23 protein-coding genes and 1 tRNA gene are annotated in these 23,675 nt (G+C 46.4%); 8 read left to right on the top strand and 16 right to left on the bottom strand.

Going from position 1 to position 23,675, the window contains the following annotated elements:
* Positions 1 to 118: 118 nt before the first annotated feature.
* Genes TM_RS00635 through TM_RS00645 form a run of 3 tightly spaced genes read left to right on the top strand, consistent with a single transcriptional unit; the run spans position 119 to position 2,296 of the window.
* Positions 119 to 895: a flagellin gene (locus TM_RS00635; RefSeq protein WP_004082721.1), complete on the top strand. Its 777-nt coding sequence runs from the start codon at positions 119 to 121 to the stop codon at positions 893 to 895.
* A gap of 1 nt (position 896) precedes the next feature.
* Positions 897 to 1,481, top strand: coding sequence for an isochorismatase family protein (locus TM_RS00640; RefSeq protein ID WP_004082723.1), 585 nt, complete (start codon positions 897 to 899; stop codon positions 1,479 to 1,481).
* Entirely contained in the window at positions 1,442 to 2,296 is an 855-nt protein-coding gene (locus TM_RS00645) for an NAD(P)/FAD-dependent oxidoreductase (RefSeq protein ID WP_004082725.1), read from the top strand. The genes TM_RS00640 and TM_RS00645 overlap by 40 nt, the downstream gene beginning before the upstream one ends.
* Here TM_RS00645 and TM_RS00650 read toward each other — a convergent pair.
* Positions 2,265 to 3,497 carry an RNA-guided endonuclease InsQ/TnpB family protein gene (locus tag TM_RS00650; protein WP_004082727.1) on the bottom strand — a complete coding sequence of 411 codons (1,233 nt, stop codon included), beginning with the start codon at positions 3,495 to 3,497 and terminating at the stop codon, positions 2,265 to 2,267. The two genes, TM_RS00645 and TM_RS00650, sit on opposite strands and share 32 nt — an antisense overlap.
* Before the next feature lie 108 nt (positions 3,498 to 3,605).
* Here TM_RS00650 and TM_RS00655 point away from each other — a divergent pair, with 108 nt between their 5' ends.
* The gene (locus TM_RS00655) at positions 3,606 to 4,541 is read left to right on the top strand and encodes a hypothetical protein (RefSeq protein ID WP_008194003.1); all 936 of its coding nucleotides are present in this window, start codon (positions 3,606 to 3,608) and stop codon (positions 4,539 to 4,541) included.
* Between the two features lie 23 nt (positions 4,542 to 4,564).
* Here the strand turns inward: TM_RS00655 and trpA are convergent, their stop codons facing one another.
* Genes trpA through TM_RS00690 form a run of 7 tightly spaced genes read right to left on the bottom strand, consistent with a single transcriptional unit; the run spans position 4,565 to position 12,182 of the window.
* Entirely contained in the window at positions 4,565 to 5,284 is a 720-nt protein-coding gene (gene trpA / locus TM_RS00660; RefSeq protein ID WP_004082732.1) for a tryptophan synthase subunit alpha, read from the bottom strand.
* On the bottom strand, positions 5,281 to 6,450 hold the full coding sequence (gene trpB, locus TM_RS00665) for a tryptophan synthase subunit beta (protein ID WP_004082734.1): 1,170 nt from the start codon (positions 6,448 to 6,450) through the stop codon (positions 5,281 to 5,283). The genes trpA and trpB overlap by 4 nt, the downstream gene beginning before the upstream one ends.
* A 2-nt stretch (positions 6,451 to 6,452) precedes the next feature.
* A complete protein-coding gene (locus tag TM_RS00670) occupies positions 6,453 to 7,070 on the bottom strand; it encodes a phosphoribosylanthranilate isomerase (protein WP_004082737.1) in 618 nt (205 codons plus the stop codon).
* On the bottom strand, positions 7,058 to 7,816 hold the full coding sequence (locus TM_RS00675) for an indole-3-glycerol-phosphate synthase (protein ID WP_015646085.1): 759 nt from the start codon (positions 7,814 to 7,816) through the stop codon (positions 7,058 to 7,060). The genes TM_RS00670 and TM_RS00675 overlap by 13 nt, the downstream gene beginning before the upstream one ends.
* Entirely contained in the window at positions 7,791 to 9,422 is a 1,632-nt protein-coding gene (locus tag TM_RS00680) for a bifunctional anthranilate synthase component II/anthranilate phosphoribosyltransferase (RefSeq protein WP_024103750.1), read from the bottom strand. The genes TM_RS00675 and TM_RS00680 overlap by 26 nt, the downstream gene beginning before the upstream one ends.
* A 5-nt stretch (positions 9,423 to 9,427) precedes the next feature.
* On the bottom strand, positions 9,428 to 10,801 hold the full coding sequence (locus TM_RS00685) for an anthranilate synthase component I family protein (RefSeq protein WP_004082742.1): 1,374 nt from the start codon (positions 10,799 to 10,801) through the stop codon (positions 9,428 to 9,430).
* Positions 10,802 to 10,829: 28 nt separating this feature from the next.
* Positions 10,830 to 12,182 (bottom strand): GGDEF domain-containing response regulator, encoded by a 1,353-nt coding sequence (locus TM_RS00690; RefSeq protein ID WP_004082745.1) that lies wholly within the window; start codon positions 12,180 to 12,182, stop codon positions 10,830 to 10,832.
* Positions 12,183 to 12,281: 99 nt separating this feature from the next.
* Here TM_RS00690 and TM_RS00695 point away from each other — a divergent pair.
* Both TM_RS00695 and TM_RS00700 read left to right on the top strand, forming a co-directional pair.
* A tRNA-Pro gene (locus TM_RS00695) sits at positions 12,282 to 12,358 on the top strand.
* A gap of 46 nt (positions 12,359 to 12,404) precedes the next feature.
* The gene (locus TM_RS00700; RefSeq protein ID WP_004082747.1) at positions 12,405 to 12,632 is read left to right on the top strand and encodes an FmdB family zinc ribbon protein; all 228 of its coding nucleotides are present in this window, start codon (positions 12,405 to 12,407) and stop codon (positions 12,630 to 12,632) included.
* On the opposite strand, the gene tsaD is transcribed toward TM_RS00700, so the two are convergent.
* Genes tsaD through TM_RS00735 form a run of 7 tightly spaced genes read right to left on the bottom strand, consistent with a single transcriptional unit; the run spans position 12,629 to position 18,707 of the window.
* Positions 12,629 to 13,612 (bottom strand): tRNA (adenosine(37)-N6)-threonylcarbamoyltransferase complex transferase subunit TsaD, encoded by a 984-nt coding sequence (tsaD, locus tag TM_RS00705; RefSeq protein WP_004082750.1) that lies wholly within the window; start codon positions 13,610 to 13,612, stop codon positions 12,629 to 12,631. The genes TM_RS00700 and tsaD overlap by 4 nt on opposite strands.
* Complete coding sequence (gene clpX, locus TM_RS00710) at positions 13,609 to 14,829, bottom strand: ATP-dependent Clp protease ATP-binding subunit ClpX (protein ID WP_004082752.1); 1,221 nt, start codon at positions 14,827 to 14,829, stop codon at positions 13,609 to 13,611. The genes tsaD and clpX overlap by 4 nt, the downstream gene beginning before the upstream one ends.
* Positions 14,830 to 14,842: 13 nt before the next feature.
* A complete protein-coding gene (gene rsfS / locus TM_RS00715; protein WP_004082754.1) occupies positions 14,843 to 15,175 on the bottom strand; it encodes a ribosome silencing factor in 333 nt (110 codons plus the stop codon).
* Between the two features lie 17 nt (positions 15,176 to 15,192).
* On the bottom strand, positions 15,193 to 17,013 hold the full coding sequence (glmS, locus tag TM_RS00720; RefSeq protein ID WP_004082756.1) for a glutamine--fructose-6-phosphate transaminase (isomerizing): 1,821 nt from the start codon (positions 17,011 to 17,013) through the stop codon (positions 15,193 to 15,195).
* The gene (gene plsX / locus TM_RS00725; RefSeq protein WP_004082759.1) at positions 16,985 to 17,968 is read right to left on the bottom strand and encodes a phosphate acyltransferase PlsX; all 984 of its coding nucleotides are present in this window, start codon (positions 17,966 to 17,968) and stop codon (positions 16,985 to 16,987) included. The genes glmS and plsX overlap by 29 nt, the downstream gene beginning before the upstream one ends.
* 4 nt (positions 17,969 to 17,972) lie before the next feature.
* Positions 17,973 to 18,155 carry a 50S ribosomal protein L32 gene (rpmF, locus tag TM_RS00730; protein WP_004082761.1) on the bottom strand — a complete coding sequence of 61 codons (183 nt, stop codon included), beginning with the start codon at positions 18,153 to 18,155 and terminating at the stop codon, positions 17,973 to 17,975.
* A gap of 3 nt (positions 18,156 to 18,158) precedes the next feature.
* Complete coding sequence (locus TM_RS00735; protein WP_004082764.1) at positions 18,159 to 18,707, bottom strand: YceD family protein; 549 nt, start codon at positions 18,705 to 18,707, stop codon at positions 18,159 to 18,161.
* A 557-nt stretch (positions 18,708 to 19,264) separates the two neighbouring features.
* On the opposite strand from TM_RS00735, the gene TM_RS00740 reads away from it, so the two are divergent.
* Positions 19,265 to 19,912 carry a lactate utilization protein gene (locus tag TM_RS00740; protein WP_004082766.1) on the top strand — a complete coding sequence of 216 codons (648 nt, stop codon included), beginning with the start codon at positions 19,265 to 19,267 and terminating at the stop codon, positions 19,910 to 19,912.
* 23 nt (positions 19,913 to 19,935) lie between these two features.
* Here TM_RS00740 and TM_RS00745 read toward each other — a convergent pair whose 3' ends face one another.
* On the bottom strand, positions 19,936 to 21,807 hold the full coding sequence (locus TM_RS00745) for a DUF4914 family protein (RefSeq protein WP_004082768.1): 1,872 nt from the start codon (positions 21,805 to 21,807) through the stop codon (positions 19,936 to 19,938).
* Between the two features lie 197 nt (positions 21,808 to 22,004).
* Here TM_RS00745 and pheA point away from each other — a divergent pair, with 197 nt between their 5' ends.
* Positions 22,005 to 23,663 carry a prephenate dehydratase gene (gene pheA, locus TM_RS00750; RefSeq protein WP_004082770.1) on the top strand — a complete coding sequence of 553 codons (1,659 nt, stop codon included), beginning with the start codon at positions 22,005 to 22,007 and terminating at the stop codon, positions 23,661 to 23,663.
* Positions 23,664 to 23,675: the final 12 nt, after the last annotated feature.

The raw sequence follows: 23,675 nt of genomic DNA on the forward strand, positions 1-23,675 counted from the left end.
GGCTTTCGCTGACAAGATCGCGGATGATCTTGTAAAGCCAGTCGTTCTTTACTATTCTTATCACGTAGTTTTCTTTGCACGTTCTGATAAAATTCATTATGGAAAGGGGGGATTTAGGATGAGGGTGAACGATGTAAATTTGATGCGGTACATTCAGCAACTCAGCCTTGAAAGAAAAGCCCCCACACCGGGAAGTTTCCTCTTCAACACAGTATCTGAACTTGCCGTTCAGCAGAAATTGAGAGGACAGATAGAAGGATACAAAACGACACTTTCACAAATATACAACGGAATAGGTCTTCTGAACACGGCCAACGCGGGACTTGAAAGCATATCAACAGCGCTTCAGAGGGCAAGAGAACTCGCCGTTCAAGCTTCGAACGCTACTCTCACAGACGTAGAAAGATCCATGATACAGAAAGAATACGAGGAGATAATGCGCGGTGTGAAAAGGATCATCCAGCAGACAACTTACAACGAACAGAGGGTGCTCGCCGGAGACGTTCGAAACCTTGTGATCCAAACTGGACCCAATGAAGGACAGAACGTAACGGTGAACATACCAAACCTCGAAGAGACTCTCTCCGAACTGTTTGAAGTGGACCTTTCCACCTTCGAAGGAGCACAAAGATCTCTTGAAACCATAGATCAAGCTCTGGAAAACATCTCTCAGATCAGAGGAAACGTTGGATCCTGGATGAACAGGCTGGAGTCTTCAGCAAGAAGTGTGATGAACAGCTACACGGAGCTCTTCAAAACAGAGAGTCTTTTCGAACCGAGCGTGGCAGAACTTCTCCTCGAGTCAACGAAGGAAGACATTTTGAGACAGACGGCACTGACCGGAATTCTCTTCAGAATGGAAAATGCGGGAAACGTACTCAAACTCTTGATGTAGTATGTTTTATTTCCCAGAAAGAGAAAAGAAAAGATTCACTTTGAAAAGGCCGGCACTTCTCATCATCGATCTTCAAAATTATTTCACCTCTCCTGACTCCCCAGCATACCTTCGGGGAGTGGAGGTTGCTATCGAAAACATCAGAAAACTGAAGATCTCCTTCGAAAGAGCGAAACTTCCCGTGATAGCCACGGTCCACGTGGGAGCGTCTCCGATGATGAAGAAGTGGTGGGGAAACGAAGTGGATAAAAGGTGGGCCGTTCCCGTTTTTTCCGATGTTCTTCTTTTTGAAAAGAACACGTACGACGCGTTTTATTCAACGAAACTCGAAGAGGAGCTCAGATCAAAGAGCATTAATCAGCTGATCATAACAGGTGTGATGACACATCTTTGCTGTGAAACTACAGCCCGAAGCGCTTTTGTGAGAAACTTCGAAGTGATAATGGTGGAGGACGCGCTGTGGGATAAAAACGAATGGTACCACTTCTCTTCACTGAAAAACCTGGCACATGGAGTTGCGTACATCGCTAAGACGGAGGAGATCCTGTGCGCGTTGGAATCGTTGGAGCAGGGCCAGCGGGAGTAGCAGCCGCTGTGTTTCTGAGGAGGTACAACGTTCACGTTACAGTGTTCGAAAAAAACAGGGTGGGAGGACTTTTGCGGAACGCCCATCTCGTTGAAAACATCCCGGTTTTGCCTCCAGCCTCCGGTGAAGAGATCTGCAAAACACTGGAGAAAAGATTATTTGAATCTGGTGCTGAACTCATATGGGAAGAAGTTGTAAAAGTGGAAAACGAAAAAATTCTGACAGAAAGAGAAATTCATTCGTTCGACTACGTGATCGTTGCAAGCGGCACGATTCCAAGGAGAATTCCAGAGTTCGAAGTATCTGAGAAGGTGGTCTATGAGTTCATCGATCTTCCAGAATTCGAAAAACTCGCAATCTATGGAGCAGGAGACGCTGCATTCGACAGTGCTTTGAACGCTCTTGTGAGAGGAAAAGAGGTACATCTTTTCAACAGAGGCAGCAGAATCAGAGCGCTTCCCCTTCTGGTCGAGAGAGCGAAAAAATACGAGAAATTCTATTATCATGAAAGATGCCCCATCCTCAAAGTGGAAGAAGAAAGCAAAATGGTTAAACTGAAAACAGAACACGGTGTTTTCACCTTCGACGCTCTCCTTTTGTCTGTAGGCAGGCTTCCAAACACTTCTTTCGTTGAACCTGGAGAAAGAAATTTCATCGTCGGAGATGCGAGAGGTGGCTTCAGGCAGGTATCGATAGCGATGGGCAGTGCCATCGAAACAGCGATGGAGATCCTGAGAAGAGAGGGAACAGTGTCAGCTACCCTCCCTCTGAAGGAGGGCTTGCTCAACCCAAACGGGGAGCATCAGGCCGGCTGACAACGGCCCCTAAAAGCTTTTCAAGATTGACCTGCTGGTCTTTGGCAAGAACTCTCAGGGCTATGTTGATCGCACCAACTATGTCTGCGTGTTCTTCGTAGCCGCAGCTTTGACATACAAAACGCTCTCCATGGTCTGGTCTGTTTTCTTTCGAGACGTGGCCGCACCTGGGACAGGTTTGCGAGGTGTAGCTGGGGTCGACCTTTTCGGACTGAACTCCGTAGTACAATTTCGCTTTGTACTCTATCTTTTGCTGAAGACTTGCAAACGGCCATTGTTCTGACTGTCTTCTTGCTTCTTTGTCTTTGCCGCGGTAGGTGATTCTGTTAGCTCTGATCTGAGTCAGGTCTTCGAGAACAAACCTGGCACCAGGGTGGCTTGTGGTGAGCTTTTTTGCAATGATGTGCAGTACGTTCTCAGTGAACCGTTTCTCTCGCCTGCTGATCCTGGCAAGCTTTCTCTTAGCAGAGCGAGTGCCTTTTGACATGAGCTCAGAGCGCAGACGCTGATAGTGTTGTTTTCTTTGTTTGAACTCTTCAGGAAGGTCTATCAGATACCTGGTGCCTTTGGTAGAAGCAACAGCAGCAATGTGTCTTTCTCCAACGTCAACACCGACGATTTCTTTTGGTTGATGTTCCTGAACTTCAAGAGTCACAGGAACAAGCAAGAAGAAGGTTTTGGATGATTTGTCGTAAGTCAGTATCGGATCGCCGATCTTGCAAGACTTGAGGTACTCAAAGTGTTTGGACCAGCCTTTCATCGGGATCCATTTGATTCGACCTTGAAGTGTGGACAAAGAAGCGTGCCACTCTCCGTTGATCTTTTTGAAGCTTGCAGTTCGGTTGTACGTGTATTTGACGATCAAGCTCTTTCGCTTCGGTGGTTTATCCCAGAACTTCTTGACAGCTTTTGAATCAGGTTTGCGGCGCTTGAGTTCTTTGAACTGAGCCCAGAGAGTTTTGTACATTGCAGAGACGTCTCTGTTTACGTTAATAGCCATCTGTGCTGGAAGGTCGAAGTCTTCGCGGATGGTTTTGTAGTAAAGTCTGTGGAGTTTTTTGACGTTCGTCGATTTGTCCTTGAGGTTTTGTTCGAGCACATAGTTGACGGCGTTTGTGTAAGCCGTCGCAATATCCAGGAACTGCTGTTTTTGGTCCTTGCTGAGTTCGAGTTTGAATCTACAGGTCAGAGTCACAGTCATTTGTTCAATCACCTCATCTATATATTAACACTATTGAATCTGGAGGTGGTACACATGTCTGCTTCCTCCCAATCCCCTAAAGGGGATGGGCTTTTGCAAACAATTTCTGTGAAAATTCTCAAGAGAGTAGGAAAAGAAGAAGTCGCATACGTGTATCTTGGAGAAACTTCCAGGGGAAATCTGGTGGAATTCGTTGAATCGATTCAGCCCCCCGTTCCCCGCGAAAAGAAATGGGTTCTCATCGTTTCAACACTCGCTGGATGTCCCGTGGGATGTCTCATGTGCGACGCTGGAGGTTTCTACAGAGGTAAACTCTCCGCCGATGAAATCTTCGAACAGATCGATTTTCTGGTGAAGAGCAGGTACCCAAACGGAAGGATCCCTTCGGAGAAGTTCAAAATACAATTTGCAAGGATGGGAGAGCCCGCACTGAACGAAGCCGTTCTCGATGTTCTGAAGGAACTTCCAGCAAGGTACGAAGCACCGGGACTGATGCCTTCGATCTCCACAGTTGCCCCTTGCGGGACGGATTCTTTCTTCGAAGATCTTCTTAAAATAAAGGAAAAACACTACAGAGGTAAGTTCCAGCTTCAGTTTTCCATTCACTCTACAGACGAGAAAGAAAGAGACCAAATCATTCCCGTCAAAAAATGGTCTCTCGAAAAGATATCAGAGTTCGGAAAGCGGTTCGTGAAAGAAAACGACAGAAAAATCACCTTGAATTTCGCTGTGGCACAGGAGTACTCGCTGGACCCGAAAGTCATCATAAGAGTTTTCGATCCCGAGAAGTTCCTTGTGAAAATCACACCGGTGAACCCCACCTATCGTTCAAAGGAGAACAATCTGAATTCAGATGTTGACGTCGAAAGAAAAGAACTTCTGAAGCATCGGAACTTCATAGAGGAGCTCAAAAAAGCTGGTTTTGAAGTGATCCTGAGTATCGGTGAACTCGAGGAGAACAAGATCGGCAGTAACTGTGGTCAGTACGTCCAGAGACACTTGATGAGCGAAAGAAAGATCGTGGATGGTTACCAATACGTGTGAAAAACCCCGCGCGGGCGGGGTTTTCATTTTCCGAGGAGTTCTTTTACTTTCTCAACAACCTTCCTGGGAATCTCATCCTTCGGATTTTCTTCCATTATTCTCACAAGAGCACTTCCGACGATCACACCGTCGGCGATCTCCCACACCTTTTTCACCTGTTCGTGCCTGGAGATTCCAAAACCCACGAAGAGAGGAAGTTTTATTCTTTCTTTCACCCTCTTTATGTGATCCGCGAAAGGAAGGTCTTCCCTCTCACCTGTGACACCGTACCGGGATATGTAATAGACGAACGGAGCCTGAACGGAATTGATCAAATCTATTTCCTCGTCTTTGGTGTTCGGTGCAACGAAGGGAACTATGGGATACGCTATATCGACGTTCTTTACCTCCCTCAAGGGCAGGTCAGGTATGATCAAGCCCTTCACACCGAGTTTTTTCAATTCATCGAGGAGTTTTTCTTTTCCCTCTGGATAGTTCACTATCGGATTCAGATAACTCATCAGGTAGAGATCGTAATCAACAGATATTTCACTCAGCATCTCCAGAATCTTTTTTATAGTGACACCGTTTCTCAAAGCCACGCTGTGGGCAAGCTGAATAACAGGACCGTCTGCGACCGGATCGGAGAACGGAACTCCTATCTCCACACCTGTGATGCCGAGTTCGTTGAGAGCGATCAGTATTTTCCTTGTTGTTTCAAGATCGGGAAATCCAGCGGGGATGTATGCAATAAAGCCCTTCATCTTATCCTCTCCCTGACGTACGGATGGTTCAAAACTGATTCTAAATCCTTGTCGCCGCGCCCTGAAAGGTTCACAACGACGACCTTACCCTTTATATTGATCTTCTTCAGGTAAGCCAGTGCGTGAGAGCTTTCGAGTGCTGGAATGATCCCTTCCAGCCTTGAAAGTTCGATGAAGGCATCGAGAGCTTCTTCATCCGTCACCGCATCGTACAGAACTTTTCCAGTCTCCCTCCAATAAGCATGTTCAGGCCCCACACCGGAATAGTCCAGTCCCGCCGAAACCGAGTGTGTCACCTGAACCTGGCCCCAGTCATCTTGAAGAACGAAGGTCTTACTTCCGTGTAGGTATCCAATTTTCCCTTTGAGAAGAGAAGCTGCGTGCTTTCCGGTTTCGAGGCCTTCTCCACCGGCTTCCACTCCGATCAGCTTCACACCGGAATCTATGAACGGGTAGAATATACCGGCGGCGTTGCTTCCTCCTCCAACGCACGCAACGATGTAATCCGGCAATCTCCCTTCCTTCTCAAGGATCTGCTTTTTTGTTTCCTCACCAATCACCTTCTGAAAGTTTCTCACTATGATCGGATACGGGTGAGGTCCCACGACGGATCCAATGACGTAGTAGGTGGTCTGAAGGTTCGTGATCCAGTCCCGAAGAGCTTCGTTTATGGCGTCTTTCAGCGTTCTGCTTCCGCTCTTCACAGGGACCACTTTCGCACCGAGAAGTTTCATCCTCTCAACGTTAGGTTTCTGTCTGATCGTGTCTTCTTCGCCCATGTATATGACGCACTCCATTCCAAAGAGCGCGGCAGCCGTTGCAGTGGCAACACCGTGCTGTCCCGCTCCTGTTTCCGCTATTATTCTTGTTTTTCCCATCTTTTTTGCGAGAAGCACCTGACCTATGGCGTTGTTTATCTTGTGAGCGCCTGTGTGAAGAAGATCTTCGCGCTTCAAATAGATCCTGGCACCGTACTTTTCACTCAACCTTCTGGCAAAGTAAAGAGGAGTGGGGCGTCCAGCGTAATCCCTTAGAAGGTCGTTGAACTCTTTCCAGAACGATTCATCCTTCATGATTTCCTCGTAAGCCGCCTCAAGTTCCTCGAGTGCGGGCATGAGAATCTCGGGAACGTACTGACCTCCGTAAGGACCGAAGTAACCTTTCATTCTCACAACCCCTTTGCATTTTTAATGAACATCTTTATTGAATCGTGATCTTTCTTTCCCGGAAAGGCCTCAACACCGGAAGACACATCCACCGCGAAAGGTCTAACCACGTCTATCGCACTTCTGACGTTCTCAGGATTCAAACCTCCCGATAGCACGAGATACCTGAACCGGTCCCTGTACGGGAGGATCAGAGACCAGTCGAACGTTTTTCCGCTTCCTCCATACTCCGGTGTCTTCGTATCGAGAAGAATCGGAAATTCCCTGTAATTCAAAGCACGTTCCATATCCCTTTCGTTCGAAACTCCAACTGCTTTTATCACCAGGATTCTCTCCGCTATTTTTCTGCACAGTTCGATCGGTTCTTCTCCATGTAGCTGGACCGCGTTCAGCTGAACATAAGAGGCCACATCCAGAATCTTTTCTGGTTCTTCGTTCACAAAGACCCCCACACGAAAAACGAAAGGAGGTAATTCAACAGAAATCCTCCTGGCATCCTCAGGAGAGATGTACCTTTTGCTCTTAGGATAGAAAACGAATCCCACAGCGTCAGCACCACTCTCCACAGAAAACAGTGCATCTTCCAGGTTCGTTATCCCGCAGATTTTCACTCTGACCATGCTCTCATCTCTTCTAGAAATCTTCTTGGATTTTCGGCTTTCATGATGGATGTACCAACGAGAACAGCGTTCACTTTCCCCCGCAGATCCTTGAGTTCTCTGGGATCTTTTATGCCACTTTCAGCGACCACAACCGTATCATCCGGCACGAGTGGTAGAAGTTCCCACAGCACATTTTTCTTTATCTCGAAAGTGTCCAGATCTCTCGTGTTGATACCGATTATCTTCGGTCTGATCACCGAAAAGACCTTCTCCAGATCTTCTCTGGAGTGGACTTCTACGAGACTGTCCATTCCGAGCTCTTCCGCCGCTTCATAGATCTCTTTTATCTGCTCTGCAGTGAGTATTCGAGCAATTATAAGGATGGCGTCCGCTCCCACACTGGAAGCCAGTTTCACCTGGACCGTGTCTATATAGAAGTCCTTAGCGAGAATGGGTCTGCAGGTCAAGTTTCTCGCCGCTCTTACGAAGGCAGGATCTCCTTTGAAATAGTGCTTTTCCGTGAGGATGCTGATCGCATCCGCCAGCTCGTCGTACATCCTTATGAAATCTTCCAGAGAAGCATCAGCGTTTATATCTCCAGCAGATGGAGAAGCCTTCTTGAATTCCGCTATGATCTTCACTCTCTCTTTTCCCGACAGAACCTCCAGAAATCTGTGGTTTCTTCTTTGAACGATCAAGTTCTCGCCGTCTATCTCCAGAATATCTTTCTTTTTGGCTTCAACTATTTCCCAGAGTCTTCTGATAGTCCATTACCTCCCTCAATTTTTTGTAGGCCTCACCCGTTCTGATGAGATCGAGAGCCTTCCCGACACCGTCCTTTATGGTGTCACATTCACCCACCAGCCAGAAAACAACCCCTGCGTTCAGAGCCACCGTCTCCACCTGTGTTCTGCTGGCTTCTCCTTTCAGAACACTTTCCATCATCCGGTACGCCTCTTTGGGATCGGAAGGACCTTTCAGCTCCTCGGGGTCTCCACTCTTCAATCCGAGTTCTTCGGGATCCAGCACCATGGGGACGATCTCTTCCTGAGTAACGAGGAGTAGGTTGTTCTTACCACACGTGGTGAGTTCGTCTGTGAAACCTCCGTTGACCACTGCCGAGCGTTCCGTACCAAGACGTTGAAGGGCCGTTGCGAGTTTGGAAGCGAAAGAAAGATCGAAGACCCCCACCACCTGGTACTTCACCCTGGCAGGGTTCGTTATGGGACCAAGAAGGTTGAAAGCCGTCCTTATCTTCAGCTGTCTTCTCGCGGGCATCACGTGCTTCATCGCTGGATGAAGAAGCGGTGCGAAAAGGAAAGAAAAACCGGTTTCTTTGAGCTCTCTTTCCATCTCCTCCGGTGTCTTTTCAAGTTTGTACCCACCGGCTTCGAGAACGTCGGCACTCCCCACCTTGCTTGAGACAGATCGGTTACCGTGTTTTGCAACGGGAATACCAGCCGCAGCAACGACAAAGGCCGTTGTCGTTGAAATGTTGAACGTGCCAAAACCGTCTCCACCGGTTCCGCAGGTGTCGACCGTTCTTGGAGAAGGTGCTTTTATATGAATCGATTTTTCTCGCATGACGCTGGCCATTCCACCGAGTTCGTCTCCCGTTTCCTCTTTCATCCTGAGTGCCACAAGGAAACCTGCAATTTGAGCGTCCGTGGCATTCCCGGACATGATGAAGTTCATCACCTGACGGCTCTCTTCAAAAGTGAGATCTTCAAATTCTACGAGTTTCTTGAGAGCGGAAACGATGTCAATTTCCGTTTCTTCGGAAACTTTCTTTACCTGAATATCCTGGATGTTCAGGAAGTTCTTTATGATTCTCTTTCCTTCTTCGGTCAGCACGGATTCTGGATGAAACTGAACTCCAAAGGTTGGGTGTTCTTTGTGCTGGAGTCCCATGATCTCTCCATCGTCACTTTTGGCGGTGATTTCCAGAACTTCAGGAAGGGATGCCTCTTCAACAACGAGTGAATGGTACCGCGTAGCAACGAGTGGATTTTTCACACCAGAGAATACACCCTTTCCGTTGTGTACGATCTTCGATGTCTTTCCATGAAGAATCCTCTTTGCATGCACGATCTTTCCACCAAAAGCGTAGCCGATCACCTGGTGTCCAAGACACACACCGAGTATTGGAACCTTCCCGCTGAAGTGCCTCACAACATCAACGGAGATACCCGCTTCTTCGGGTCTTCCGGGGCCAGGAGATATAACTATGTGAGTGGGATTTTTTCTCTCTATCTCTTCGATCGTTATCTCGTCGTTTCTGAAGACTTCGATTTCACAGTCTGGTTCTACCTCACCGATGTACTGAACGATGTTGTAAACGAACGAATCGTAGTTGTCTATAACGATCACTCTTTTCAAAACAATCCCCCCTGGATCTTCTGCGCAACTTCCAGGCTCCTGAACAAAGCCCTGAGTTTGTTCAGAGTCTCCTGATATTCGCGCTCCGGAACGGAATCGTAAACGATACCCGCTCCTGCCTGGAGCCATCCCTGTTTACCTTTGAAGAAAAAGGACCTGATGGTGATAGCAGAATCCATGTTCATCCTTCCCTTATCATCGGGGAAAGAGAAATACCCAACGGCTCCAGCGTATGGCCCTCGCGGGGTGGGTTCGAGTTCTTCTATGATCTCCATTGCCCTCACTTTGGGTGCGCCAGAGACTGTCCCCGCAGGGAAAGTCGCTTCGAACACATCCACAGCATCTTTATCGTCCTTCAGTTCACCGCTCACCTGCGAGACTATGTGCATAACGTGGGAGTACCTCTCGATAACCATCTTCTTCTCCACTCGCACGGTTCCTTCTTTACAGACTCTTCCAAGATCGTTTCTTCCAAGGTCCACGAGCATAACGTGTTCTGCTATCTCTTTTTCGTCGTTCAAAAGTTCTCTCTCCAGCTTCAGATCTTCTTCAACAGTTCTTCCCCGCGGTCTGGTGCCGGCAATTGGCTTCACAGTGGCCTTGTCTCCTTCCACCTTCGCCATGGTTTCGGGAGAAGATCCCAAAACGACCGTGTCTCCGAACTTCAGATAAAACATGTAGGGAGAAGGATTGATCATTCTGAGCGCCCTGTAGATGTAGAACGGATCCAGCGTCGTTTTGAATGTGAAAGCCTGGGAGAGAACCACCTGGAATATGTCACCTTCTACAATGTACTTTTTGGCCTTTTCAACCACTTTGTAGAACTGCTCTCTTTCGAAGTTCGATTCCGGTTCTGTCACAAAAACGTTCTTCTCTGGTTTCTCCTCAAAAGGACTCAAGACCTTCGATGTGAGTTCCTCAGGGCTATCGCTGATGATGAAGACGTTGTTCTTCAGGTGATCGAATATTATGAGATGCTCGGGTACCACGAAATAAAACGTGGGAAACACAGAGGCTTTGACTTTGACTTTCTCTATGTAAGAAATGTAGTCATAACTGACGAAGCCAACGGCTCCTCCCCTGAACGAAGGGAGTTCGTCGTGTTTGACGCTGTATCTATAGACCTCAAGCCAATCTTTTATCGCCTTGAGAGGAGAGGAAGTGTAATCGAGCTGCTGATTCGAAGTTCTCAAGATTCCCTTTTCGAAAACGAGCACGTCTTTTTTACCTATACCTATGAAGGAATGCCTTCCGAAAGCGGAACCGAGCTCCACGCTTTCGAGCAGGAAAGCGAATTCTTCCCCTCTGGAAACCTTCATGAAGGTGGAAACCGGTGTTTCCAGATCCGAAACGAGCTTCAGCACGTGCATGCTATCACCCACTGTGATTTTTCAGTTATTATATCACGTAACGATCTTTCCCAGAACGCTTAGCTGTGTAAAGTTTTTTGTCTGCTTCCTCTATCAATTCCACTGGTGAGGACTCTTTCTTTGAAAACGCAACCCCTCCACTCAAAGTTACTTTCTTTTCACTTCCGAATATCTTCTGCCAGTCGAAGTTTCTGATGTTCTCCATAATGTTGTCCATCGTTTTTACCACCGCGTCTCGCTCACCTGTTTCAAATACCACCATGAACTCCTCTCCACCGTATCTTCCCACTTTCCCAATCTTAACAGTTTCCCTCAGTATGTTTGCCACCACCCTCAACACTTCATCTCCCACCGGATGGCCGAACGTGTCGTTTATTTTCTTGAAATCGTCTATATCCATCATAGCCACTGCAATATTTTTTTCGCTTCGAAGAACTTCTTCCAGAAATCTCATGATGGCCCTCTTGTTGAACAAACCCGTCAGTCCGTCTGTTTCTGAAGCGATCACGTAATCTCGAAAGTCGTTCAGATTTCTGAAAAGAACCATCAGACTCGAAAGAGAATCTTCTAAAGCACTTCTCAAGAGGAATGGATTTTCAACATCTTCGAATAGGACAACCCCGAGTTCTGTTCCGTCATCTTTCACGACTGCAGAAATGTTATCATCCGAAATCGAACCCTCACCGAAAGCACCATGAAAGGACCAGAAAGATGGAGATGTCGGTTTTTCCAGTTTGGAGATCAAAAACTTTCTGAGAACTTCTTTATCAACCGGTTTTCCAAAGGAGTAAATCCTTCCTTCACTCGTGGAAATAAGAAGCGCTCTGAAGCTTCCAAACATAGAGAAATTTCTGAACAGCATAACAAGAAGGGAAATCACATATCTCTCGTCACGGGAGTACTTGAGATAAGAGAGAATTTCCTTCTCAAGAATCTCCCTTTTCAATCGCTTTTCAACGATATGAAAAACGTTTCCAGATTCGCTGCTCTCACAATTTTTGAGAGACTCGTATGGAGTGTTCAGAAAAACCTGAAGTTCCTTCTCGATTTCCTCTTTTTTTCCTTTGTTTATGAACAGATTCGCTCCACTCTTTTTCGCCCAGAAGGAATTGATCGTGTCAGAGGATGCCGTTAATATTACTATTCCTGAGTCCTTGAAAGCTTTCATTTCTCTCAAAACAACAGAAAGATAAAGTCCAGAGAAATCAGGCATGTTGTAATCGATGATGAAGTAGTCGGGTCTGTGATTCAAAGCTTTCTGTAACCCGTCCATTCCACCCTCTGCAAGGAGGATCTCTACGTCTTTCTTGATATTTTTTACAATATCAGAAACGACAAGCCGCCAGAATTTGCTGTCGTCAACGATGAGAACTTTCTTCATCAATCTCCACCCTATCCCTGAGTTTTCATAATAATATATTATCAGAGAAAAAAACGAGTTGAACCGATGACAGATTAATGGTATCATTTAAAAATGGATCGGGGCGTAGCGCAGGTGGCTAGCGCGCCTGCCTTGGGAGCAGGAGGTCGCTGGTTCAAGTCCAGTCGCCCCGACCATTTTTTTATCGAGGTAGACAAAGCACTATTGAAGGAGGTGAAAGACATGCCAATCTATAGATACGTGTGTGAAGAATGTGGATACGAAACAACGGTCATGCACGGCATAAACGAATCACCGGAGGTTATCTGTGAAGAGTGTGGTGCTAAAATGAAAAGAACGATAGGAAGAGTGGGAATTATTTTCAAAGGAAGCGGTTTTTACATAACAGATTCGAGAAAGAGTGAGAAAAAGAAAGAAGCGGCGTCTGCTTCAAGCGAAAAGAAAGACTAAACATTCAAGTTGGGATCGGCGTTCAAACTCAAGGGGGAGAACATCCCCCTTTTCGCTTTTTCGTAGCCCGCCTTTGCGACCATCAGAGCGTTGTCCGTGCAGAGTTCCAACGGTGGAAAGAAAACCTCGTAATTCCATCTTTCCGCCCTTTTCCGTACCTCTTCTCTCAACATAGAATTCGCGGCAACACCTCCGACGAACGCTATTTTTCTGATTCCAAGATTTCTCGCCAGTCGGAAGGTTTTTTCAACGAGAATATCAACGACCGCCTTCTGGAAAGAAGCCGCAACGTCTTCTACCTTGTAGCCTTTTTCCCTCTGGAGGAAATAGAGGACAGAAGTCTTCAAACCCGCAAAGCTGAAGTTGTAACTGTCATCATCCAGCATCGGACGAGGGAAGCTGTACTTTTCAGGATCTCCTTTCTTTGCCACTCTGTCGATCACAGGACCTCCAGGATATCCGAGTCCGAGGAGGCGAGCCACCTTATCGAATGCCTCCCCCGCCGAATCATCGAGCGTTTCACCCAGCACTTCCATGGAATAGTCCTCATCCACTTTCATCAGCTGTGTGTGCCCACCTGAAACCATCAAAACAACGAGGGGTGGTTTCAGATCAGGGTTTGCCAAAAAAACCGCCTGCACATGAGCCTCTACGTGATTCACTCCAACGAAGGGTTTTTCAAGCGAAATGGCGAGTCCTTTTGCTGCGGACAGACCAACGAGGAGGGCACCGATTAGGCCAGGTCCATAGGTGGCCGCAACGACATCCACTGTCTCCGGTGGGACTTTTTCAAAAGCTTTCTTCAAAAGAATGGGTAAATTTTTGAGGTGGTGCCTGGCCGCCACTTCAGGCACCACCCCTCCAAACTTCTGGTGGACCTCTATCTGAGAAACTGTGAAATTCACAACAACGTTTTTACCATCGTCCAGAACAGCGACCGCCGTTTCATCGCAGGACGTTTCTATTCCAAGAACTCTCATGCCGATTCCCTCATAACAACGATGGGTTTTTCTTTTCCAAGAGCAACTTCTTCCGTGATAACGACCTTTTCCACGTTCTTCAAATTTGGAAGTTCAAACATCATATCTATCATCATTTCCTCAAACACGTTTTTCAGAGCGCGTGCACCTGTGCCTCTCTTGAGCGCCTTCCTCGCTATGATCCTGAGGGCTTCGTCCGTTACTTCCAGTTTCACACCGTCGATTTCGAACAGTTTTTGATACTGCCTCACAACGGCGTTCTTCGGTTCTTTCAGTATCCTAACGAGATCGTCTTCCGACAGATCATCGAGCGTCGCTATCACAGGAAATCTTCCAACAAATTCTGGAATGAGACCGTACTGTACCAGATCGTCCGGTGTTACATGTTTCAGGATCTCTCCAAGTCTCATCTCCTTCTTGCTCTTTATCTCCGCACCAAATCCCATGGTGGTACTCTGAATACGTCTCTTTATGATTTCTTCAAGACCGTCGAACGCTCCTCCGGCTATGAAAAGGATGTTCCTCGTATCCACCTTTATGAACTCCTGGTACGGATGTTTCCTTCCACCCTGTGGTGGAACGTTCGCTATCGTTCCCTCCAGTATCTTGAGGAGAGCTTGCTGCACTCCTTCACCGGAGACATCTCTTGTTATCGAAGGATTTGGGGATTTCTTGGCTATCTTGTCGATTTCATCTATGTAGATGATTCCGTACTGGGCCCTTTCAACGTCGAAGTTCGCTGCCTCCAGCAGCCTGAGAACAACGTTTTCCACATCTTCTCCCACATATCCTGCCTCTGTGAGAGGTGTTGCATCGGCTATGGCGAATGGAACATTGAGGATTTTGGCGAGAATTCTCGCAAGATAGGTTTTCCCGGTGCCCGTGGGACCGATGAGAAGAACGTTCGATTTCTCTATCTCCACATCGTTAGAATCTAGGTTTGAGAACACCCGTTTGTAATGGTTGTAAACGGCCACGGAAAGGACTTTCTTCGCCCTTTCCTGTCCTATTATGTATTTGTCGAGTTCGGCCTTGATTTCCGCAGGTGTTGGAATTTCTTTTATTTCGTTTTTTATACGGACTTTTCTATCGCTTCTCAGAAGATCGTGAAACAGATCGATACACTCGTTACATATGTAAACGTTGTTGGGACCAGCAATCAGCCTTTCCACCTGCTGAATATCGCGTCCACAAAAACTACAGAACTTTCCTGCCATTCTCTCATCCTCCTCAAACACTTATCCTGTCCGCGTCTATCCAGAGTCCTTCAAGGTCGTAGAAATCTCTTCCTTTCTCCGTGAAGATGTGGATCACAACACTACCCGCATCTATGATCAACCATTCGTATTCTTCGCCTTTGTCATAGTAGATCAAGGGTAGCGACAATTCCTTTATCAGATCGATCAGTTCGTCCCTCATCGCCCTCATATGGGTGTAGGAATTCGCCGTAAAAATCACAAAGTAATCCGTTGGAACAGGTGTTTTTCTCATATCGAGCACAACTGGGTTCTCTCCGCCTTTCTCAGAGATCTTTTTCAGGATCTTCCTCAAAACATCTATCACCTGGTTTCACCTCCAGATCACTCCACAGTGACACTCTTCGCAAGATTTCTGGGCTTATCCGGATCCAGTCCTTTCAAATCCGCTATATGATAAGCAAACAGCTGTATAACCGGAGCCATCATGAGCGGATAGAGACTCTCATGGGTTGGGGGAACATGAATGATATCACCTGTGATCTCTTCGAGACTTCTGTTACCCTCCGTTCCCAGAACAATCACAGGTGCATTCCTCGATTTAGACTCGATCACGTTGCTCTTGGTTTTGAAGAACAGACTATCGTCCGGCATCACAGCGAAAACTGGAAAATCAACATCCAGAAGGGCTATGGGACCATGTTTGAGTTCGCCCGCCTGATAGGCTGTGGCATGTATGTACGTTATTTCCTTCAGTTTCAAAGCGCCTTCCAGTGCAGTGGGATAACCGTATCCTCTTCCTATGTACATGAAGTTCCTGTAATCTTTGTATTTTTCAGAAAGCTCCCTTATCTGAGGATCCTTTCTCAGCACGTTCTCCAGAAGTTCTGGCATACGAACGAGCTTGTCCAGAATCTCTTCTGCTTCCCTATCCCAGTAGCCGTTTATCTCCATTATCTTCAGCCCGAGGAGATACAACACCGCAAGTTCAGCCACGTAGGTTTTCGTCGCGGCAACTCCTATTTCGGGACCCGCGTTCATGAAGAGCGTCACATCGGATTCCCTATCGAGTGTGGAACCTACCACGTTCACAATTGAAACGATCTTTGCACCGTGTTTCTTGGCAAGTCTAACAGATTCAAGGGTATCTGCCGTTTCCCCAGATTGTGAGATGGCTATCAGAACATCTCCTTCCTTTATGTGAGGCCTCTTGTATCTGAATTCAGAAGAGACCTCGATTTCAACATCTATATCCGTGTGATTTTCCAGGAAATATTTGAACACCAACCCTGCATAGTAACTGGTTCCACACGACACCACACGGATTCTATCTGCATTCTTTAGAAGCTCTTCGTAGTACTCGAGCTCTTCAAAAAATGGTCGATCGTTCTTCACTCTTCCAACGAGTGCATTCACAAGAGCTTGCGGATCCTCCATTATTTCCTTGTACATGAAGTGTTTGTATCCACCCTTCTCTGCCGCTTTTTCATCCCAGTTAACGTGGTAAACTCTCCTCTGCTGCTTCACCCCGTCCGTGTTGTAAATCTCAAATCCATCCTTTCTCAAAACCATCACGTCGCCGTCTTCCAGAAAAACGACGTCTTTTGTAAACCTCAAAAGGGGAGTCACATCCGACGCGAGAATCCCCACACCGCTTCCAATCCCGGCAACAAGGGGACTGCCTTTCCTTGCAGCAACAATGGTGTCAGGAACATTTTTGTGAACAACCGCGATCGCGTAGGCTCCTTTCAACTTCTTGACGGCTTTCAGGACGGCATCAAGCAGATCGCCTTCGAACTCTTCTTCCACAAGATGAGCGATCACTTCGGTATCCGTTTCCGACGAAAAAACGTGTCCTCGTTGCTCCAGAAACTCCCTTATTTCTCTATAATTTTCAATTATGCCGTTGTGAACCACCGCAATTTCTTCCTTACAATCCATATGAGGATGGGCATTCATATCGTTCGGCTCACCATGTGTGGCCCATCTTGTGTGAGCGATCCCAACGAAGAATCTATCGTTCAGCTTTTGTTTGAGTCCGTTCTTTAGAACATCTATCCTTCCCTTCTTTTTGTACACTCCGAAACTATCACCCAAATAAGCGATACCCGCTGAATCGTAACCTCTGTATTCGAGCTTCTGAAGTGATGTCACAAGATCTTCGAGTTTCAAATTCTCACCGACCATCCCCACTATTCCGCACATGGGAGATCCCCCTCTCTATCTCCTGAACGATGTTCACTCTAATACCCTTCTCCGCAACTTTTATAGCATGCTTTATGGCCTTTGCATCTGAAGATCCATGCGCTTTCACAACGATTCCTTTCACTCCCAATATAAAAGTACCTCCATAGGACCTGGGGTCGAGCTTCTCTTTCATCTTGTCAAAACTTCTCTTCATGAGAAGCGCCCCAAGGAGGGAAAGAAATCCTCCATCCTTTATAGACTCCTTCAACACACTCGTGACCAACTTTGCAGTACCCTCCATGGTTTTCAACGCGACGTTCCCTGAGAAACCATCAGCCACCACAACATCAACGGTGCCAAGGTTTATATCGTGGCCTTCAACGTTTCCAAAAAACGTATCTCCGAGAAACTCCTTCAAAAGCTGATAGGCTCTTTTGATATCATCTGGTCCTTTGTTTTCTTCAGATCCCATATTCAGAAGACCAACTCTTGGGTTTTCTGCTCCCAGAACCTTGGAGTAAGCGATTCCCATGAAAGCAAAATCAACCAGATGCTCTGGTCTGACCTTGGCGTTCGCCCCCGCGTCGATGAGAACGGTAGCTCCCTTGAGCGAAGGTACGGCTACTCCAAGTGCGGGTCTTTCGATGCCTTCCAGTTTACCCACGATTGAAGTGGCACCAAGAAAGAGAGGACCAGTGGCACCAGCGCTCACAAACGCATCCACTTTTCCCTCGGAGAGCAACTTCAAGCCCATATGCATCGAAGAGTTCTTTTTTCTGAGAACTTCCAGAGGAGGATCGTCCATTTTAACGATTTCAGAGGCAGAAACAAAGGGAAGACCTTTGTTCTTCACTATTTCTTCGGGTCCGATGAGTACTATCTCTCCCTCAACTTCTTTTGAAGCCAAAAGAGCGCCCTTCAAAATTTCATCGGGCGCTCTGTCACCACCCATCACATCGATCGCTATTTTCACTCTATCACTCCGATATCTCAAGCACCTGTTTTCCTTTGTAGTAACCGCAGTGTAGACAGACCCTGTGTGGCATCTTGTATTCTCCACAGTTTGGGCACTTCTCAAGAGGCACGCTTATTGCTCTGTAGATCTTCGCTCTCTTGTGATGAGTTCTCGATCTGGACCTCTTTTGCTTTGGAACAGCCATCTTTTATACCTCCTCGTTTTTGAGTTTATTTTTTAACTCGGCAAGGATTTCGAATCTGCTGTCAACCACAGGAATTTTATCACATTTATGATCGGGCTCTTCATTCAAATTGGCACCGCAGTAGGGACACAACCCTTTGCAGTCCGGTTTGCACAGAACTTTTTCTGGAATGGCAACCACTATTGCTTCGATGATTCTTTCTGAAAGATCGAATTCCGTTTCATGATAGTATATGATGTTTTTCAAAGATTCAAGTTTCTCTTCTTTTACATTTTTTCTCATGCTTTCTGGTAGATAGAGAGCTTCTATGACTCCTCTTATCTCAACACGAGCGGGTTCAAGACATCTGGCACAGGGGTGTTCTACCGCCGTGTGAACGTATCCACCAACGGTGAAACCATCTTTTGTCTTTGCAACGACCATTTTCACCTGAACAGGTTCCAGGAATCTGCAAAAGCCAACATCGAGTTCTATACCGTCCTTATCAAAGATGCCTTCCAGAAAGAATCGCTTCTTTTTTTCTATTTCCGAGAGTTCTACTTTCCAGTTCATTTTCTATCACCTCTTTTCAGGATCAATTATACTGCTATTATTAGTAGTAGTAAATAATAGGGGACGCAGGTGGTAGGTTTCGAGTATTGAAATTTTTGAACAGGCTTCTGATGAGGCTTTTAATGATGTCTGCAACTTACCACCCGGGTGGTAGGTAAGTGGTAGGTAAGTGGTAGGTTTCTCTGAAATCGGCTTGGATACTGGATTTTAGGTGGTAGGTTTTCTGTAACGCTCATTAAAAGGACGTTGTAGAATCTTGAATCTGAACGGTAATATTGTTTGTAAAGACTAAAATAGTCTATTGATGAGAGATTCAGAAACCTACCACACTGAAGTTGTCCTAAAATGGTCAATACAGAGTTTGGTGGTAGGTTTGCTTTGCATATATTCAGTTTCATGCAATTGTTTGTCTATTTAATACAATATATGGTATGTATTTAAAACTCAGATACTACAAAATGTACACAAAACCTACCACTAAACCTACCATTTTAGTTTCAGTTAATAAGATTTTCTCTATAAATCACACAAATTCAACAAAAAGGAGGTATAGAGTTATGAGCTTGAGAGAGGAACTATGGCTATGGAAAAAAGAGAAACTCGCAGAGCACGTGGCTAACAACTTAAGAAAAAAGAAACATGAGGTATGGATTGCTCGTGATCGTGAAGAAATTCTTGAGAGAGTGAAAGAGCTTATCCCGGAGGGTGCAACGGTATCGGCTGGTGGTTCCCTCACCCTGGCAGATACAGGTGTGATTGAACTTTTGCGCAGCGGCAGGTACAACTTCCTTGACAGGGCAGCTGCCAAAACGAGGGAGGAAGTGGAGGAGATATACAGAAAGAGTTTCTGGGCCGACTATTACTTCACCAGTGTGAATGCCATAACGGAAGATGGAAAATTGGTCTTTCTCGATGGGAACGGTAACAGGGTAGCCGCCGTTGTTTTTGGACCAAAAAACGTGGTTGTGATAGCGAGTGTGAACAAGGTGGTGAAAGACGTAGAGGAGGCGAGAGAAAGGCTGAGATACATCTCTCCGATGAATTCGAAACGACTGAATCTGGAAACACCGTGCACAAAAACAGGATTCTGTGCAGACTGTTCTTCTCCTCAGAGGATCTGTGACTACTTTCTGGTAGTGGAATCTGGGGTGAGACAGCCGGGAAGGTTCAAGGTGATTCTGACGCTGGAAGACTTCGGACTTTAAAAAAGCGGGGAATTCTCCCCGCTTTAAAAATTCATCGGTATGATCTTGAGATAGTCATCGAGAGATCCGTCGTCGAGACAGCACTGGATGATTTCTCTTCCCACGGGATTCAGGTCTTCGGTCAGGAATTTTTTCAGTTCTCTCTTGAAGAAGTCTTTCAACTCTTGGGCACCTTTTTCATAAGCTTCCTCACCTACTTCGGATTGCAAGTGTGGCTGCAGAAGTTCTTTCGGAATGGTGTTTCCTTCGATCTTCATCTCTTTGAGAGAAAAACCGAGGAGCGAACATTTCGATGGAACGAGCTGGTCTGGTCTGAATCTGACGCCGCCCCTCCTTGAGAGATACTCTCTTGCAATCCACTCCGGCATGAACCCTACTTTGTAAGCGCCGATATACTGATTTGGTACGAGGATGTATCTTGTCTCTGGTGTATCTATGATCTGTTCGAGAAGAATGTTAGCGAGTCTTACCATTTTTCCAGAAGAGAAGGGCCAGAAGGATCCTACTCCTTCGCTGGTCATACCTTTGGTGCTGACAATGCTTGGATTTGCGTGTCCTCTTGGTGCTACCAGTCTCCAGAGCCATGCCAGCGCAGGGGGCAGAATCTGCATCAAACCCACGATCCCGTACGTTGGTTTTTCTTTCGTGCAAGGAGGAGTTCTCACTCCAAAGCTTCTCACATCCACTTTCACGGGTTCGGAAACCGCGTTCTTCATAAAACGTTTCGGTATGATGACACGCGGGTTCGGACATGGTTTTCCTGGTTCATCTTCGATGTGTTCCCAGATCAATGCGGTTGAGTTTGGAACGGCGTAGATGTTGAGGAATATGAGCGGTTCAGGCGGATGTATGGTCAGCCTTTCCAGATCCGGAGCGCTTCCGTATTCTGTTATGTGGTCGACCCTTATGAACCATCCAGCTTCCGCGTCTTTGGCCACGAGTTTCTTTCCCGTCTGGAGCTTTGGATGGCACATAAACATGTCATCCGCTACAGGCATGAGAACACAGGATTGTTTCAGTTCCATATAGAATTTTTCACCGGTCACAATGTTTTCGGCGAGCTTTATTCTTCCATCCGGTTCTCTGTGTATCTCTTCGAGGATTTCACTCTTTCCTCCTCCACTTGCCCCTTCATGCATGATCACGAGCTCGTTTTCGTAGGGTGTGATAACCTTCACTGCAGATGCGTGCGCGGTGACCCATTTTTCTTTCTCGCCTACGTGGAGAAGAAATCCATAGACTCCTTTCTTGGCGCTGGGACCTGGATAAAGATTGTAGGAGAAGATCTCATAGTGGGAGTTGTGTCTGTAGTGGACGACCACCTGTTTGCCGTCGAAGTGTGTGTGTCTGAAAGGCGGGGCTAAGAACATGTAGAGTTTGGGTTTGAAATTCTCGGGGACTTCGCTGGCCGGTACGAAGAACTGGAGATCGGCAAGACCGCCAACGAAGAACCCGGCGTTTTTGGGGGCTATCAGAACGGCAGGATATCCGTAATCGTATCCACCGGCCATGAAAGGTAGCAGGATCAACTCCTGTTTTTTCAGCCACTCGAAGGTTTCCTGTCGAATAGGTTCGAATTCTTTTCCGAATCTTTCTCTGAAACGCGGCTTGTCCGTTTCCAGATTGTCACCAACTACGAGTGCGTTTGGGTCTCTTCGTCTCATGTACGGTTCGGGGTAATTGACCACCAGACCATTTTTACAGCGGGTAACTGTTGCTTCGACTACGAAGCCTTTGCCAGGAACTTCGTAGCCTACTTCGAAAAGGTCTCTACCGGCTATGGCAAGGTCAAGTATTTCTTTCCTGCTCTCTGGTATTATTATCTCGGGGGCGTTTTCTATGATATCTCTAACTTCGTCAGAAAACACGAATCTGTCGAGAATAGCTGTTTTCACTTTATCACCCCTCCACGATATGGTGTTCAAGCCAGATTATACCACGCGTCATTATGTAATAATTATGTGTGAATTCAAATTTCCTTATACGTAATTTGAATTTTCCTTTAATAGAACCAACGAAAAAGCGATTGATGATTAAAAATTCCGTGTTGTAGAATATTTTGAGAGATCAGAGTTCAAGGAGGTAGGATAATTTGAAAGTTTATGTTTCCGGGAAAGGAACTCTTATGGACGCTTTGAGAAAGGAACTGGAAGATTCAGAGTGGCAGCTTTCCGAATCGATTGAAGACGCGGATCTCATCGTCTCGAGTGAGATTCTCGAGATATTATCTTCGAATCAGAGAATCGTTGATCTCTATCCCATCAAGGAAAAATCAATTCCGTTTTATAAGGAAAAATCGATTCGCTTTGCAAGCATCTTTCCGGTCTTTCACGGAGAATTCGCTTACTCTGAGTTTTATGTTGTTGAGAAGGTCTCCGATGAAGCAATCGAGAACTTTCTTGATTTTCTGAGAAAATTGGGTGTTGTGTTAAAGGACGTGTTATGGGATGATTATGTGAAACTTCTGGACAGGTCGTGTGCTGTTTTCTACCTTGGTTCAGCGTTTCGGGATCCCTTTTTGATCGATCACGTTTCTCATCTTCTTTCTTGGGAGGAAGAGAAGGAATCGTTTCTGAGACGGGGGAAAGAAGTCATTGCAAACCTCAGCGAAGGAAGCACTCCTGAAGAGACACCCAACATCGTCTCAAAAGTCCTCGCTGCTTTGAGAGATCCTTCCGATATCACTGAGATGAGGCACAAAATCAGGTTGATAGATTTCATACTGCTCAGGTTTATCGAAGAGAGAATGAAAGTGGCAAGAGATGTCGCAAAGGAAAAGAAAAAGACAGACTCTCCCATCGTTATAAGGGATATAGAAGAACAGAAGATAAAGGAGATTCTGGACAGGACAGATCTCAATCCTGTTAGAATGAGACGCATATTCGAGGAAATAATGAAGCTTGCCAAAGAAGAGGAGTACAGATTACTTGGAATTTCCAAGACGGTGGCCGTGCTGGGGCCCATGGGAAGTTTCAGTGATGAGATGGCCATGAAACTGATAGGTTCAAGAATACCCCTGAAGTACTGTTCCACAACTGACGAGATCATAGAAATGGTGGAAAAAGGTGAGGTAGATTATGGAATCGTGCCTATTGAGAATTCCACCTATGGAACGGTCATCCCTGTACTGGACGCCTTGCTCAACCACGAAGTGGAGGTGTTTGGTGAGGCAAAGCTCGAGATACACCACTGTCTCGTGGCAAAGAAAAAACTGGATCTGAAGGAGATAAAAAGGATCTACTCTCATCCCCAGGCCATATCTCAGTCTCTTGGATTCATCAACACGTACCTTTCGCACGCTGAGATTCGGTACACTTCTTCGACGAGCGACGCTGTAAACCTCCTGGATGACGAATCCGCTGCCATCATGTCAGAGAGTGCCGCAAAGATGTATGGGTTACTCATACTGAGGAGGAGCATTCAGGACTTGAAAGAAAAGAATATAACGAGGTTCTACATCATAAGAAGGAAAACAGGAAAGATGGAAGGAAAATACACCTCCCTTTTCTTTGGAGTTCAGGACAGACCGGGCTCTTTGAAGGCAGTTCTGGATATCTTCGCAAGCAGAGGAATAAACCTCAGAAAGCTGGAGTCAAGGCCCGCAAGGACGTTCTTGGGAGATTACGTGTTCTTTGTGGAAGTTGAGGCACCTTTGAAAGAAGAGGATATTAGGGACCTGGAAAGGGTCACGGCGTTTTACAAGATCATAGGTGTGTTTGATGAGGTAGAAGAGCTCGATGTGTTCAAATGAGGGGGCAGATCG

This window comes from Thermotoga maritima MSB8 (assembly GCF_000008545.1).
GTDB classification, from domain to species: Bacteria; Thermotogota; Thermotogae; order Thermotogales; family Thermotogaceae; genus Thermotoga; species Thermotoga maritima.

Coding starts and splice junctions, on each gene's coding strand:
- TM_RS00690 (WP_004082745.1), bottom strand. CDS start 12,182: ATGAAGAAAGTTCTCATCGTTGACGACAGCAAATTCTGGCGGCTTGTC.
- tsaD (WP_004082750.1), bottom strand. CDS start 13,612: ATGAGAGTTCTTGGAATAGAAACGTCCTGCGATGAAACGGCGGTCGCT.
- TM_RS00700 (WP_004082747.1), top strand. CDS start 12,405: ATGCCAATCTATAGATACGTGTGTGAAGAATGTGGATACGAAACAACG.
- TM_RS00650 (WP_004082727.1), bottom strand. CDS start 3,497: ATGACTGTGACTCTGACCTGTAGATTCAAACTCGAACTCAGCAAGGAC.
- TM_RS00685 (WP_004082742.1), bottom strand. CDS start 10,801: ATGCACGTGCTGAAGCTCGTTTCGGATCTGGAAACACCGGTTTCCACC.
- clpX (WP_004082752.1), bottom strand. CDS start 14,829: ATGGCAGGAAAGTTCTGTAGTTTTTGTGGACGCGATATTCAGCAGGTG.
- TM_RS00740 (WP_004082766.1), top strand. CDS start 19,265: ATGAGCTTGAGAGAGGAACTATGGCTATGGAAAAAAGAGAAACTCGCA.
- TM_RS00640 (WP_004082723.1), top strand. CDS start 897: ATGTTTTATTTCCCAGAAAGAGAAAAGAAAAGATTCACTTTGAAAAGG.
- TM_RS00635 (WP_004082721.1), top strand. CDS start 119: ATGAGGGTGAACGATGTAAATTTGATGCGGTACATTCAGCAACTCAGC.
- trpB (WP_004082734.1), bottom strand. CDS start 6,450: ATGAAAGGTTACTTCGGTCCTTACGGAGGTCAGTACGTTCCCGAGATT.
- TM_RS00670 (WP_004082737.1), bottom strand. CDS start 7,070: ATGGTCAGAGTGAAAATCTGCGGGATAACGAACCTGGAAGATGCACTG.
- trpA (WP_004082732.1), bottom strand. CDS start 5,284: ATGAAGGGCTTTATTGCATACATCCCCGCTGGATTTCCCGATCTTGAA.
- TM_RS00735 (WP_004082764.1), bottom strand. CDS start 18,707: ATGAACTGGAAAGTAGAACTCTCGGAAATAGAAAAAAAGAAGCGATTC.
- rpmF (WP_004082761.1), bottom strand. CDS start 18,155: ATGGCTGTTCCAAAGCAAAAGAGGTCCAGATCGAGAACTCATCACAAG.
- glmS (WP_004082756.1), bottom strand. CDS start 17,013: ATGTGCGGAATAGTGGGGATGGTCGGTGAGAATTTGAAACTCGAAGAT.